Genomic DNA, 13,025 nt, shown 5'->3' with positions numbered 1-13,025 from the left:
GCGGACCGGTCGGGCGGTGGGTCAGGTGGCCAGCGAGCCGGCGAAGACCTGCCAGGCGAGCGCGCTCTTGGCGACCAGGCTCAGCACCAGGTAGCCCCGCTCGCCGTAGGCGTAGCTGCGCCACGGGCCGATCTCCCGGTACTGCAGCCACTGGTTGACCGCGAAGCTCATGAAGAAGACGAACAGCGATCCGAAGATCCCGAGGACGAAACCGGGGATCTGCGCGGCCCCGAGGACGTTGGCGGTGATCGCCACCCAGGGCGCGGCTCCGGCGACGCACCCGAACCAGAACGGCAGCATCGTCGTCCGGGTGCGGCCGGGCGGGTTCATCCGTTCCTGCAACCAGCCGAAGAGGATCATCGCGACGTTGGCGCCGGCGATGCCGATGAGTGCGCTCAGCCCGGTGATGCCGGTGTAGGTGCAGATCAGCAGCACCATGATGGTGGAGCTGACCGAGTACTCGACCCAGCGGAACCGGTTGATGCCGCGGCGCAGGTCGGTCTCGTAGCGCCGCCGGAGCACCGTGCCGGTCAGCAGGTGGTCCACCGCGGCGAGCCCGAGGAAGACCGCGATGGCGGCCCCCACCCCGATGTCGACCAGGGGCTCCGGCGCCGGCACCGCCGTGCCTGGCGGACCGGCCGGGAAGGACGTCGTCACGGTGATGGCGAAGCTGCTCGCCAGCAGCAGGACGGCGGCGGCCTGGGCGGCGTGCAGCACGGTCAGCGCCAGGTTCCAGCGCCGGAGGCCAGCCAGGCGCGCGTCGTCGACCCCGGTCGCGGCCCGGTGCAGGTCCTGGACTGCCGAGCTCGCTCACGACGACCTCCTGGTCGGGGGAGGACCGGGACGCTGCCCTTCCGGCAGTCGACCATCAGTCTCCTGATACTCGACGATAGCGCGCCGGCGAAGGCGGACCGGGCGAGGTCCGGCCGCGCGAGCCCCGACACCGACCGATCCGCGACCCGTCACGACCGGGTCACCACGAGCCACGGGCCCTGGTGAGGCGGGCTCCGGCGGAGGACCATGAGGTCATGACGGTGCCCCGGACGGTCGAGAGGACCGGCGTCCCGGTCGCGGTCCCGCCGCGGGACTGACCGGCCCGGAGACCCCGAGCAGGATGCCGCCGGGCCAGGTGCCGAACGGTGTTGCTGGATCGAGGAGGTGGCGTGGTGTACGACGAGGAGGCCGACCTCTACGTCGGCGCGGCTCCGGCCGAACCCGAGGTCATGCATGGTCGCCGGGTGGTGGCAGCCGTCGACGGCTCCGGGGGCTCGAAGGCCGCACTGAGATTCGCACTCGAGGACGCAGCACGGCGAGGCGTGCCGGTCGAGGCGGTGATCGCCTACCGGTTGCCGGAGTTGTGGGTGGACTACGACGGGATCGGCTCGCCCGAGGAACGACGCCTGCACGACACGCTGCGCAGCCAGAGTGAGGACAAGGTCCGCACCGCGATCGACGAGGCCGCCCGTGACTTCGACGGCCCGCTGCCCGATGTGGAGGTCCGCGCCGCGCTGGGCCCGCCAGCAGAGGCGCTCATCCGTGAGTCGGACGGCGCGGACCTGCTCGTCGTGGGCAGTCGCGGGCACGGCGGCTTCCACACCATGCTGCTCGGCTCGACGAGCATGCAGTGTGCGATGCACGCCGCCTGCCCGGTCACCGTGGTCCATTCCCCCGAGGCCCACAGCCACCGGTTGCGTCTGCATCGTGAGCGGCAGGAGCAGCGGCCCAGCGAGGGACGGGGCAGGGTCGACGCGCCCGACTGAGTGGAGGCTGGCCGGTCCCGGCGCGGCTGCCGCCTGGACGTCCGGAGGCAGCTGGGCAGCGCCGTGGCGCGGCGGCTGGCAGTGTGGCCGGCATGGTCGCGTCCTCTCCCGTCGTCGTGGTGACCGGTGCGAACGGACTGGTGGGCACCGCGGTGTGCCGCGCGCTCGTCGAGCGGTCGGCGCGGGTGCGCGCCGTCGTCCGCCGCGCCGGCAGTGCGCCCGTGCTCGACGGGGTCACCGAGCACGTCGGCGACCCCGCCGACGAGGACTTCGCCCGCGAGGTGGTCCAGGGTGCCGACGCGGTCGTCACGACGGTCCACCCGATGGGCTCGTCCCGGGAGGTGCAGCACCGGGTGGGCGTCGAGGGCACGTCGGTCGTCGCTCGGGCGGCGCGGGACGCCGGCGTCGGCCGGCTCGTGCACATGTCGACGGCCGGGGTCTACGACCGCTCGGCCGGGGTCGGGGACCTGGCCGAGGACGGCGCACTGCTGCCCGAGGGCAGCGGCGACTACCCCGACACCAAGAACGCCACCGATGCCGCGCTGGCGCAGGTCGGTGGGCTCACCACCGTGCTGGTCCGCCCGCCGGCGATCATGGGCGCCGGCGACACGTCGGTCTGGAACACGCTGCGACCGCAGGCGGTCGGCGACGGTGAGCGCCGGGTGAACCCGGCGAAGACCTTCGCGTGGGTGCACGTCGACGACCTGGCGGTCCTGATCGCGGACGTCGCCACGGGCGCCGTCGCGACCGCCGAGGACGCGGAGGGGGGCCCCGTGGCCGGTGGCACCACCCCGGTCGTCGTCGCCGGCGAACCCGCGACGTGGCGGGACTACCTCGGCACGGTGACCGACGCGCTCGGTGTCGCGCCCGAGTGGACCGACGAGCCGGTCTGGACCGGGCAGCTGCTCACCGACCGCGCGCGGAGGTGGGGCTGGGTGCCGCGGGTGGGCCTCGCGCAGGCCATGGACGAGCTGCGGCGGGGCCTGACGACCCGCGCGTGACCGCCCCGCGCTCTCCCGGGAACGTCCTCGACCACTGCGGCTAGGGTGATCGACACGCGGTCCCACGGTCGGGACCATGCTGTTCCACCCGGCGCACAGCCGGTGCGCCTGGGTCGCCGACGGGTCACTCTCATGGGCGGGACCTGGTTGGAGAACCGATGCGGGACGACGGGCACGATCACCTCGGCATCGTCGTGCAGGAGCCGGGTCCCGGTTCGGGCTCGGGCTCGGGCTCGGGCTTCGTGGACGCAGCGGGCCGGTCCCGCACCGAGAGCCTCGGCGAGCGGGTCCTGGGGTCCCTGCTCGACCGGGCCCACCTCATGCCGGCCCGACTGGTGGGGCCGTTGGTGGCGCAGGAGATCGCCGCCGTCGGCGGTACCGACGTCAGCATCTGGCTGCAGGACTACGACCAGCGGACCCTGCAGCCACTGGCCGGCACAGGTCTCGTCGGCGTGACGACGCCGATCGACGGGAGCTGGCCGGGCCGCGCCTTCACCCAGGACGCCCGCATCGAGCAGAAGCTGCCCGACGGGTCCGTGCGGTTGTACCTGCCGATGCTCGACGGCTCGGACCGGGTCGGCGTCCTGGCGTTCACCCTCCCCGGGGTGGACGACGACGACCGTCGGCTCGCCCAGCGGCTGGCCGGGCTGACGGCCGACCTCATCGTGACCAAGTCGCTCTACACCGGCACGTTCGCCCGGGTGCGGGCCGCGGCACCGTTGAGCCTGTCGGCCCATCTGCAGTGGCAGACGCTGCCGCCGCTGATCATGACCACTCCGGACGTGGCCCTCGCCGGCATCCTGGAACCGGCGTACGACGTCGGCGGGGACAGCTTCGACTACGCCCTGGACGAGCACGTCCTGCACCTGGCGGTGTTCGACGCCATGGGCCACGGGCTGGAGGCAGCCATCATGGCCACCGTCGTGGTCGCCGCCTACCGGCACGGCCGGCGGTCCGCTGCGTCGCTGCCGGACCTCTACGTGCACATGGACGACGTCCTGGGCTCGACCCACCCGGGGCGCTTCGCGACGGCCCAGGTGGGCCGGCTGGACACCGAGACCGGGACGCTCAGCTGGGTGAACGCGGGCCACCCGGCAGCCCTGCGGATCCGCCCGAGCGGCGCCGTCGACGAGCTGACCGGCCCGATCAGCCGCCCCGTGGGGTTCGGGGGCGCCGCGCCGTCGGTGCAGACGACCCAGCTCGAGCCGGGTGACCGGGTGCTCTTCTTCACCGACGGCGTCGTCGAGGAACGGCTGGCGGACGGGATGCAGTTCGGCGAGGGCCGGCTGCGGGAGCTGGTCGAGCAGACCAGCGCCGACCGGATGAGCGTGGCCGAGACGGTCCGGCTGCTGTCGCACACCCTCATGGCGGCCCGGGGCGGTCGCACCAGCGACGACGCCTCGTTGCTGCTCGTGGAGTGGCGTGGTCCGCCGCGGGACGACGAGCTGGTCCGCGGCATCATCGGCGGGCTGCCCGCCGGCGACATCGACAGCTGACCGGCCCTGGCCACGAGTGGGGGCACGGGCTGACTCCTCGCGGGTGGGCCCCCCGCCGTCAGGAGGGGCGGTGCAGCGAGGCCCAGGACCGGCCCGCGAGTCACCCGACGGGCCGGGACTCCATCCGAGGTTGTCGCGTGTCGATGGACACACCGGAAGCGTGCTCCCAGTCCCCGTCGCAACCCGGCCCGGGACCACGGCACGGCTGTAGGCCGACGACAAGCAGATCGGCGCGGGCGACCTCCTCCACACCGTCGCCCTGCTGTTCACGACCTACGCCTGCACGGACATCCGGCGCAACAACGAAGGGGTCGTGGACCTGGAGGCCGCGCTCACTCCCCGGTCGTTCCGTCCAGCGCCTCGCGCAGCACGTCGAGGTGACCGACGTGCCTCGCGGTCTCCTCCAGCACGTGCACCAGCACAAACCGCAACGAGTGCGGCTCGCCGTCGGGCGGGCGGCGGGCCAGGTCGTCCAGCCCGTGCGCGGCCAGCACCGCGCGTGAGCGGACCAACTGCGCCTCGTACTCGGCCCTGAGCCCAGCGGCCGACTCGTCCGGGCCGACCTGCCACTCGCGGTCCTGGTCCCCGGCCGCCTGCGGGACGCTGACCTCGTCGCCGGCGAAGACGTATGAGAACCAGTACCGCTCGCCGTAGGTGAGGTGCCGGAGCAGCCCGAGCGGCGACATGGTCGTCGGCGCGACCGGGCGTCGGAGCACGTCGTCGTCGAGACCGGTGAGCTTGGCCAGCACCGTCGCACGGTGGAAGTCCAAGTAGGCGCCGAGCAGCTCCCGCTCGCCGCCCACCCGGGGCCGAGCCGGCCGCGCGGCCATCGCCTCCCCCTGGGTCGTCACGGGTTCCTCCGGTCGACCCAGCCACAGAACGAGCCGTCGCCGGTCCGACCGGGCTGGGGCCACAGCCGCAAGCGGACCACCCCGCTCACGTCGACGTCGGCCACCTCACCGAACGACCACGGGTCGGTGCCAACCACCCGGTTGTCACGCTCCAGCCACCAGCCGTCGACCTGCCGGCGGACGGCCCGCTTGACGCCCGGATCGACGAAGCCGCGCAGGGGATTCGCCGCCCGCCAGAGTGTGGCCCCCAGTTGCCCCTGTGACATCCGATTGGACGTACTGGCCTCGGTAGTCACAACGTCCTCTGCTTCCGTGCACCACTCGCCACAGGTGGCAGGCGGTGCGTCACCTCGAGCTGTTGGACGAGGGGAACGAGCGCAGCCTGGCAACGCTCGGCGAGGATCCGCGCCTGAGTCCCGCGGGGCTCGCCCGCGATGTGGTGATGTCCAGTCCCGCCGTCCACAAACGAGTCACCCGGCTGGAGCAGGACCGTCCGCGGTCACAGAGGTGGTCGCCGTCGAGCCCGAGCGGTACCTGCGCGGACTGGCAGAGCGGGCCGTCGGACGAGCACCCGTGCCGGTCCGCGTGGTGGACGGCACGGCGGAGGCGCTGCCCGCCGACGACGGCGAGTTCGACACCGCCGTCAGCACGCTGGTCCTGTGCAGCGTGGCCGACCAGTCGCGCGCGCTGTCGGAGCTGCACCGAGTGCTGCGCCCCGGCGGGCGGCTGGTCTTCTGGGAACACGTCCGGGCCGAGCGGCAGCCGTTGACGGTCGTGCAGGACGCCCTGGACCGCACCGTGTGGCCGCTGTTCGCCGGCGGGTGCCACGTCGGACGCGACACCGCCGCGGAGATCACCGCGGCCGGCTTCACCGAGGAGCGCATGGAGCGCTGCCGCATGCCCGACACCCGGGTACCCCTGCCCATGGCGCCGCACGTCATCGGCACGGCCCGGCGGGAGTAGCCGGGAGCCCTGGTCTCCCGCGTGGCGACCTGGATCGGGCGCGGCCGGCCAAGAGCTGTGCGCGCATCTCCAAGTCCGTCTCCGTGCGGACCAGCACGCTCGACCGATGTCCCCGCCCGGGTGCTGGGGAGCAGGTCCCCACACCGCGGCGCTCACTCCACACCGTCCCGGACCTCGACGTCGAGCTCCGGGGAGAAGGGAAGCGGAATGGCCACGCCCACCTCCGGCTCCACCTCACGGCTCGCTCCCGACCAGCTCGGCGTGCCCGGGGTCGTGTTCCTCGTGCTCGCCGCGGTCGCGCCCCTCACCGGGGCCATCGTCGTCATGGCGCTGGCGATCGCGCTCGGCAACGGCAGCGGCCTGGTCTTCGCCGTGCTCGCCGTCGCTGCGATCCTGCTGCTCTTCGCCGTCGGGTACGCGCAGATGTCCCGCGAGCTGGTCAACGCCGGCGGCTTCTACGCCTTCGTCGTCAAGGGGATCGGCAGGCCCGGTGGTCTGGTCGCGGGCTTCATCGCCACCATGGGCTACAACTTCTTCGTCGCCGGCGCCGTGGGCACCACCGGGTTCTTCACCTCGATCATCGTCGCCGACCTGGTCGGGGTGGAGCTCAACTGGTTCCTGGCCGGCGCCGTCCTGATGGTCCTCTCCTTCCTCCTGGCCCGGGGCGGGATCGACATCAGCGCCAAGGTGCTCGGCGTCGCGCTCGTGCTGGAGACCCTGACCCTGCTGGCCTTCTGCGTCTCGGTGCTGGTCCAGACCGGGTTGAGCGTGGAGGTGTTCACCGTGGACGTGATGTTCGGCGGGTCCGTCGGTGTCGCCCTGTTGCTGGCCGCGACGGCGTTCCTGGGCTTCGAGGCGACCTCGCTGTTCAGCGAGGAGTCACGCGATCCGGAGCGCACCGTGCCGCGGGCGACCTACACCGCGATCACCCTCATCGGTCTCATCCACGCCCTGACGGTCTGGGCCATCGTGAGCGCCGCCGGGGTGAGCGACGCCCAGCAGGTCGCGCTCGACCGGCTCGAGACCGGCGACCTCCTCTTCGTGCTCTTCGAGGAGTACCTCGGCTCCACGCTGCTCGTGGTGGCACAGGTGCTGCTGATCGTGAGCCTGTTCGCCGCCCTGCTGGCCTTCCACAACATGGCCGCTCGGTACCTGTACTCCCTGGGCAGGGTGGGCATCCTCCCGGGTGGGCTGGCCAGGACACGGACCAACGGCGTGCCGCAGACCGCGCTGGTGACCAACCTGGCCTTCGCCCTGCTGGTGGCCGGCTTCTTCGCGGTCCTGGGGCTCGACCCGATCACCAGCCTGGTGCCCGTCATGATCGGCTTCGGCACGCTGTGCGTCCTGGTGCTGCAGCTGCTGGCCGCCTTCTCCATCGTCGTGCACTTCCGGCGCCGTCGGGACCCGCGCTGGTGGACGACGTTCGTGGCCCCCGGGCTGGGGATGCTGGGGCTGCTGGCGATGTGCGTCCTGGCGCTCGGCAACTTCCCGCTGCTGGCCGGCTCCGACGCCCTCTACGTGCGGCTGCTGCCCTGGCTGCTGGTCCTCGCCCTGGTCGGTGGCCTGCTCTACGCGCCGGTCCTGCGCAGCCGCCGTCCGGAGGTCTACCAGCTGCTGGAGACCGATCTCGAACGCCTCGACCCCTCGCCCGTGCCGCCGGCGGAGGGCGTGGCAGCCCGGGAGTGAGAGCGGGGCAGGCGGCGCCGTGCCGAGCGCGGCGCCGCCTGCCCCTACGAGCCGCTGGACCTCACGCGCGGCCGCTGTGCTGCCGGGACATCAGCTCCTCGTTGGCGCGGCAGCAGCAACCGGCGCCCTTCGTGCTGCACGCCACCGACGACTGGTGCCGGTAGGCGGCGACCTTCGCGGCGCCGGCGCGCATGCCCGGCGCCGTCGACGTGGTGGCGTCGTACACCACCTGGCCCCCGAACACCGTGCCGATGACCTGGTGCCCGGTGATCTCCTCCGCGGTCCTCGCCTGGAGGAGGTCGCCGTCCAGGATCGTCACGTCGCCGGCGAAGCCCGGCCGCAGCTGGCCCTTCCAGCCCTCGGCGTGGTCCTGCCAGGCCGGGGTGCAGGTGTAGGAGCGCAGCGACTCCTCGATCGTGATGGCCTGCTTGATCCCGCCCAGCTTGCCGTCGAAGCCGAGACGGGTGACCGCGCCGGCGACACCGATGAGCCAGTCGGGGGTCACGACGGCGGCGTCGGATGCGCTCGACGCCTTGACGCCGGCGTCAAGGGCCGACCGGAAGGGCCACTGGTAGTCGACGCGCTCGGGGCCGATCGTGGAGTCGAAGAAGCGGCTGTAGACCTGCTTGATCGTCGGGTTGAAGCTGACCCCGATGTCGTTCGCGGCCATCAGCTCCAACGTCTTCAGCGGCGTGAGGTCGCCGTGGATGACGTAGTGGCGCAGCGCGTTGGTCCTCGTGGCGAGGTACCCCGCGACGACCGCGTCGATGGCCGCGTCCCCGGTGGCGTGGGTGCCGACCTGGAAGCCGTTCGCCGCGGCGACCGCGATGATCTCCCGCAGGGACGCCAGCCGCTCGGCGTCGTCCTCCCCGGCGCTGAGCAGGTGGCCGTTGCGCCCGTCGAGGAACGGCTCGTACAGCCACGAGGTCGCGGCGTCGGTGGGCACGCCGTCCGCCAGCACCTTGACCTCGCCGACGCGCAGCATGCGCGGGTCGTCGTCCCGCGTCGACGTGAGGCCGCTCAGGGTCTCCTGGAGCGCGGCGGCCGTCTGGCCCGCCCGGAGCATGAGGTTGAAGCGGAGCTTCAGCGAGCCGTCCCTGATCTTGCCGCGGTAGAGCTCCACCTGGTCGAGGCTGACGCCCGGGTCCGTGAGGCTGGTGATGCCCAGCGAGTGCAGGACCGAGGCGGCGAAGTCCATCGCCTCGGAGATCTCGGCCGGCGTGTACGGGGGGACGGCGGCGGCCACGAGACCGCTGGCGGACTCGCGGAAGATGCCGGTGGGCTCACCGGCGGCGTCCTTCTCGATGGTGCCGCCGGAGGGAGTGGGGGTGTCCCGCGTGATGCCCGCGAGCTGCATCGCCTTGGAGTTGGCGGCGAGCGCGTGGTGGGAGATGTCGGACATGTAGACCGGGTGGTCGCCGGACACGGCATCGAGGACGTCGCGGGTCGGCAGCCGGTCCAGCCGGGTGCCGTCCCACCCGCTGGCCCGGATCCACGAGTCCGGGGTCGGTGCCTCGGCGACGGCCTGGGCGATGACCGCCGCGATCTCCGCGACCGTCGGCTTGGCGACGTCGTAGCTGTAGATCCTCGGTCCTGCGAAACCGAAGTTGCTGGCCTCGAAGCCGAACCCGTTGAAGTGCAGGTGGCCGTCGTTGATGCCCGGCAGGACCGTGCCCCCGCCGGCGTCGACCACGTTCGTGCCGCGGTGCACGAGCCTGGCCATCTCCCGGTTGCTGCCGACCGCGACGATGAGCCCGTCCTTCATCGCCACCGCCTCGGCGCAGTCGCGCCGGCGGTGCATGGTCAGCACCTTGCCGTTCAGGACCACGGTGTCCGCTCCCCGACGGGACCGGGGACCGGCGTGTGCCGCGGTCGGGCTCGCGACGGCGAAGCCCGTTGCTGCGGCGACGCTGGCGGCGACCTTGAGTGCGCTGCGGCGGGTGATCTGGTGTTCGTCCATGGATCGCTCTCATCCGTCGAGTTGGCCGATGTGCCTCGTGCGCCAACTGCGATCCCGATCGAACGGCTAGGTTCGCGCTTGCGAGGTGTCCAAGTTCATACGGGGGAGAGCCGTCCCCGGGGTCAGACCGTGCCGCCCCGGACGAGGGCAGTGCCGCCGGGGTCAAGGTCGCTGGAGGTCATCGACAGCATGGACCGAGGACGACGACCGGTGCGGGTGCTCGAGGGCTACCTCGACACCCGCCGGGGAGACCACCGAGCGCGCGACGCCGTCGTCGTGCAGTGCGACACCGACGTCAGGGTCGCGCGGCAGTGGCGGATGCGGGACGTCGACTGCTGTCTGCTCGAGGGGAGCGTCGTCGACGTGGCGCCGTACCGGCACGAGCCCGTCGAGGAGGTCGTCGCCGAGAACCCCGGGTTCGTCTTCGGCTACGTCGTCGCCGGGGCGATGCGGATCACCCAGGACCGTCGGGCGGTGGACCTCGGGAGCGGCCAGGTCGCCCTGTACGACGGGGTGACCCCGTTCGCCCTGCACTCCGAGGCGCCGCACCGGTACCTGGTGGCGCACGTCCGCGACCAGGCGCTGCGCATCCGCCGGGACGACCGGGACGCACTCGTCGCCCGCGATCTGTCCGCCTTCGCCGGCGCTGCTGCACTGGGAGCCCTGCTCGCGACGATGGTCGACGCGGACCGGCCGCCACCGCCGGCAGCCGGACAGCACCTGGGCGACGCCGTGCTCGCGTGCCTGTCCGCGATCGTCGCCGAGTCCCGGGGAACGGCGGTCGGGGAGCGCTCCACGATGCTGTTCGGCGAGCTCACGGACTGGCTGGACCTCCGGCTGGCCGACCACCTGCTGACGACCGAGGCCCTGGCCGCCGCCCACTTCCTGTCGACGCGCTACATCCGGAAGCTCTTCGCCGACCACGGGACGACGGTCACGGGGTACGTTCGGACCAAGCGGCTCGAACGGATCCGCGAGGAGCTGCTGCACCCGCGGAACGTCGACGTCCCCGTGTCGGCCCTCGCGGCGCGGTGGGGCCTCCGGGACCCCAGCGTGTTCTCGCGGGCGTTCACCCGCGAGTTCGGGGAGGCTCCCCAGACGTTCCGCAGGACGGCGATCCGGCACGGCCTGGCACAGCAGCCGCGGAGCGACCGGCCCACCTGACCGGCCTCGCTGTACCGCGCGCCTCAGGCCGCCACCCGTCGGGTGCCGGCCTGAGGCGGCCGATCGTCAGCAGTGGGCGCACATGCTCCCGGCGGGCGGCCGGGTCGCCCAGCTCGCACCTGAGGCTGCGGCCGCCTCGTGGCGCTGTGCGGCGTCCTCGGAACTGAAGACGACGTTGCCGCCGACCACCGTCAGGTCGACGCCCAACCCCGAGATCTCCTCCGCCGGCACGGCCAGCCGGCCGTGGTCGTCGACCAGACGTCCGTCCAGGACGCACACGTCCCCGGCCATGCCGTCCGCCAGGGAACCCTTCCAGTCGTCGGCCCGGTCCTGCCATGCGCCGGCGGTGGTGTAGGTGTGCAGTGCCGCCGTGAGGTCGATGCGCTGCTCCGGACCGGAGACCTCGCCGGACACACCTTGGCGCAGCAGCACCGTCTCCAGTCCCTGGCGCCAGTCCGGGGCGACGTTGGGGGAGTCCGAGGAGCTGGTCACGTTCAGCCCCGCCCGCAGGGCGGACGCGTAGGGCGTCTGGTACGCCGCGCGGACGTCCCCGACGACCTCGGGCTGCCCGTCGGCGATGAGGTGCTTGATGTTCGGGTTGAAGCTGATGCCGCACCCGTTCGCCGCGAGCTCGCGCAGCGTCTCGGGCCAGGCGAAGTCACCGTGGATGACGTAGTGCCGCAGACCGAGCGGGTCGTGCCCACCCAGCACGGCGGCGTAGGCGGCCGAGACGGCGTCGATGGCGGCGTCGCCGGTGGCGTGCGTGCCGATCTGCAGGCCCGCTCCGTGCACCAGGGCGATCATGCGGCCGAGTTCGGCGACCTTCTCCTCGTCGGTCGCCCCCTCCGTCACCATGCCGCCGCGACCGCCACCGACGTAGGGCTCCCGCATCCAGGCCGTCCGGCTCGCGATGGGTACCCCGTCGGCTCGGAGCTTGACCCCGGAGATGCTGAACCGGTCTCCGATCGGCTCGGTCGTACCCGTGCCCGCGAGGATCTCCCGGACCTGCTCCGCGTTCACGGGATAGGTGTCGTCCGATCGGCTGAGCAGCGCAGTGACCCGGAGCTTCAGCCTCCCTGCTGCGTCGAGGTCCTCGTAGATCCCGCGCTGCAGAGCGCCCACGCCGGGCTCGGTGTAACTGGTGATGCCCTGGCTGAGCGCCAGGGCGATGTTCTTCTCCAGGGCACCGGTCTGCTCTTCCCGGGTGAACGCCGGGATCCGCTGGGTGACCAACCCCATCGCCGTCTCGAACAGCAGTCCCGTCGGCTCTCCCGCGGCGTCCTTGACGATGACGCCGCCCACCGGTGGCTCCGTCGTCGCGGTGATGCCCGCGAGCTCGAGGGCCCGGCTGTTGGCCCACAGCTGGTGGTTCGACCAGTCCAGCAGGGCGACCGGGTTGTCCGGCGCGACCGCATCGAGGTCCTGGCGCGTCGGGGGCCGGCCCTCGGCGAACTCCTCCTGGTTCCAGCCCTTGCCGCGCACCCAGCTCCCGGGCGCGGCGGTGGCCGCGGCGGCGCCGACCGCCTGCGCGATCTCGGCGATCGAGGACACCGCCGCGGGGCCCACGTCGATGTTGTACGGGGGCAGCGCGAGGCCGGTCCGGATGCCGTGCAGGTGGGCGTCGTTGATGCCCGGGAGCGCCGTCCGGCCCCGGAGGTCGACGACGGTCGTCCGGCGCCCGATCCATCGACGCATCGCCGCCGACCGGCCCGCGGCCACCACCACGCCGCCGCGGATCGCGATCGCCTCGGCGACCGTGGACCGGCAGTCCATGAGCAGGACCTGCCCTCCGGTGAGGACCAGGTCAGCGGCCTCCCGGCCGGAGCGGGTCGACGCATCCGCGGCGAACGCGGGCTGAGTGCCCGAGGCGGCTGCCACGCCGGCCACGGAGGTGGCGGCGACCTGGATGAACCTGCGTCGGGAGAGGGGACCTGCGCTCATCGGATTCCTCGGGGTCGTGGTCGAGTGGCGGGCGCCTGGGGAGGCGGCGGCCACGCCGAGCGCTGGCGGCGGTCGGCTCGTGCAGCAGCGCACCCGCTCGGTGCACTGCCCGGATCCCCCGAGCGTAGGAAGCAGCCCGATGGCGGCCTTGCACGTCGCGGCACAGGACTTGGCCGCACCGGCACAGCCCGGCGCGTCGGCGC

The 13,025-nt window shown here is 72.8% G+C and carries 11 protein-coding genes and 1 pseudogene; 7 read left to right on the top strand and 5 right to left on the bottom strand.

Translation table 11 applies throughout. From position 1 onward, the window contains the following. Positions 1–21 precede the first annotated feature (21 nt). Positions 22–753 carry a heliorhodopsin HeR gene (heR, locus tag O2W53_RS11555; protein ID WP_269163514.1) on the bottom strand — a complete coding sequence of 244 codons (732 nt, stop codon included), beginning with the start codon at positions 751–753 and terminating at the stop codon, positions 22–24. A gap of 410 nt (positions 754–1,163) precedes the next feature. Between heR and O2W53_RS11550 the strand changes: the two genes are divergently transcribed. From O2W53_RS11550 to O2W53_RS11540, 3 genes are all read left to right on the top strand, one after another. Further along, entirely contained in the window at positions 1,164–1,760 is a 597-nt protein-coding gene (locus O2W53_RS11550) for a universal stress protein (RefSeq protein ID WP_269163166.1), read from the top strand. A gap of 92 nt (positions 1,761–1,852) precedes the next feature. Then, positions 1,853–2,761 carry an NAD-dependent epimerase/dehydratase family protein gene (locus O2W53_RS11545; protein ID WP_269163165.1) on the top strand — a complete coding sequence of 303 codons (909 nt, stop codon included), beginning with the start codon at positions 1,853–1,855 and terminating at the stop codon, positions 2,759–2,761. A 158-nt stretch (positions 2,762–2,919) separates the two neighbouring features. Beyond that, positions 2,920–4,257, top strand: a complete 1,338-nt coding sequence (locus O2W53_RS11540) for a PP2C family protein-serine/threonine phosphatase (protein ID WP_269163164.1) — start codon at positions 2,920–2,922, stop codon at positions 4,255–4,257. A 332-nt stretch (positions 4,258–4,589) separates the two neighbouring features. Here the strand turns inward: O2W53_RS11540 and O2W53_RS11535 are convergent, their stop codons facing one another. Both O2W53_RS11535 and O2W53_RS11530 read right to left on the bottom strand, forming a co-directional pair. Further along, a complete protein-coding gene (locus O2W53_RS11535; protein WP_269163163.1) occupies positions 4,590–5,108 on the bottom strand; it encodes a DinB family protein in 519 nt (172 codons plus the stop codon). Beyond that, the gene (locus O2W53_RS11530) at positions 5,105–5,374 is read right to left on the bottom strand and encodes a hypothetical protein (protein ID WP_269163162.1); all 270 of its coding nucleotides are present in this window, start codon (positions 5,372–5,374) and stop codon (positions 5,105–5,107) included. The genes O2W53_RS11535 and O2W53_RS11530 overlap by 4 nt, the downstream gene beginning before the upstream one ends. Positions 5,375–5,448: 74 nt before the next feature. Here O2W53_RS11530 and O2W53_RS23915 point away from each other — a divergent pair. The 3 genes and pseudogenes from O2W53_RS23915 to O2W53_RS11520 form a co-directional block, all read left to right on the top strand. Continuing rightward, positions 5,449–5,586 (top strand): annotated as a pseudogene (locus O2W53_RS23915) (hypothetical protein); the annotation flags it as partial. Between the two features lie 29 nt (positions 5,587–5,615). After that, positions 5,616–6,071 carry a class I SAM-dependent methyltransferase gene (locus tag O2W53_RS23910; protein WP_269163161.1) on the top strand — a complete coding sequence of 152 codons (456 nt, stop codon included), beginning with the start codon at positions 5,616–5,618 and terminating at the stop codon, positions 6,069–6,071. Positions 6,072–6,278: 207 nt separating this feature from the next. After that, on the top strand, positions 6,279–7,757 hold the full coding sequence (locus O2W53_RS11520; protein WP_269163160.1) for an APC family permease: 1,479 nt from the start codon (positions 6,279–6,281) through the stop codon (positions 7,755–7,757). Positions 7,758–7,818: 61 nt separating this feature from the next. On the opposite strand, the gene O2W53_RS11515 is transcribed toward O2W53_RS11520, so the two are convergent. After that, positions 7,819–9,717 carry an amidohydrolase gene (locus O2W53_RS11515; protein WP_269163159.1) on the bottom strand — a complete coding sequence of 633 codons (1,899 nt, stop codon included), beginning with the start codon at positions 9,715–9,717 and terminating at the stop codon, positions 7,819–7,821. Positions 9,718–9,906: 189 nt separating this feature from the next. Between O2W53_RS11515 and O2W53_RS11510 the strand changes: the two genes are divergently transcribed. Beyond that, positions 9,907–10,881 (top strand): helix-turn-helix transcriptional regulator, encoded by a 975-nt coding sequence (locus O2W53_RS11510; RefSeq protein WP_269163158.1) that lies wholly within the window; start codon positions 9,907–9,909, stop codon positions 10,879–10,881. Between the two features lie 66 nt (positions 10,882–10,947). Here O2W53_RS11510 and O2W53_RS11505 read toward each other — a convergent pair whose 3' ends face one another. Next, positions 10,948–12,822, bottom strand: coding sequence for an amidohydrolase (locus O2W53_RS11505; protein WP_269163157.1), 1,875 nt, complete (start codon positions 12,820–12,822; stop codon positions 10,948–10,950). Positions 12,823–13,025 lie beyond the last annotated feature (203 nt).

Origin of the sequence: Modestobacter sp. VKM Ac-2978 (genome assembly GCF_026968025.1) — a bacterium.
Lineage (GTDB): Bacteria > Actinomycetota > Actinomycetes > Mycobacteriales > Geodermatophilaceae > Modestobacter.
This window is presented reverse-complemented; position numbering and strand designations above follow the sequence as displayed.

Coding starts and splice junctions, on each gene's coding strand:
- O2W53_RS11515 (WP_269163159.1), bottom strand. CDS start 9,717: ATGGACGAACACCAGATCACCCGCCGCAGCGCACTCAAGGTCGCCGCC.
- O2W53_RS11505 (WP_269163157.1), bottom strand. CDS start 12,822: ATGAGCGCAGGTCCCCTCTCCCGACGCAGGTTCATCCAGGTCGCCGCC.
- O2W53_RS11510 (WP_269163158.1), top strand. CDS start 9,907: ATGGACCGAGGACGACGACCGGTGCGGGTGCTCGAGGGCTACCTCGAC.
- O2W53_RS11520 (WP_269163160.1), top strand. CDS start 6,279: ATGGCCACGCCCACCTCCGGCTCCACCTCACGGCTCGCTCCCGACCAG.
- O2W53_RS11530 (WP_269163162.1), bottom strand. CDS start 5,374: ATGTCACAGGGGCAACTGGGGGCCACACTCTGGCGGGCGGCGAATCCC.
- O2W53_RS11545 (WP_269163165.1), top strand. CDS start 1,853: ATGGTCGCGTCCTCTCCCGTCGTCGTGGTGACCGGTGCGAACGGACTG.
- O2W53_RS11540 (WP_269163164.1), top strand. CDS start 2,920: ATGCGGGACGACGGGCACGATCACCTCGGCATCGTCGTGCAGGAGCCG.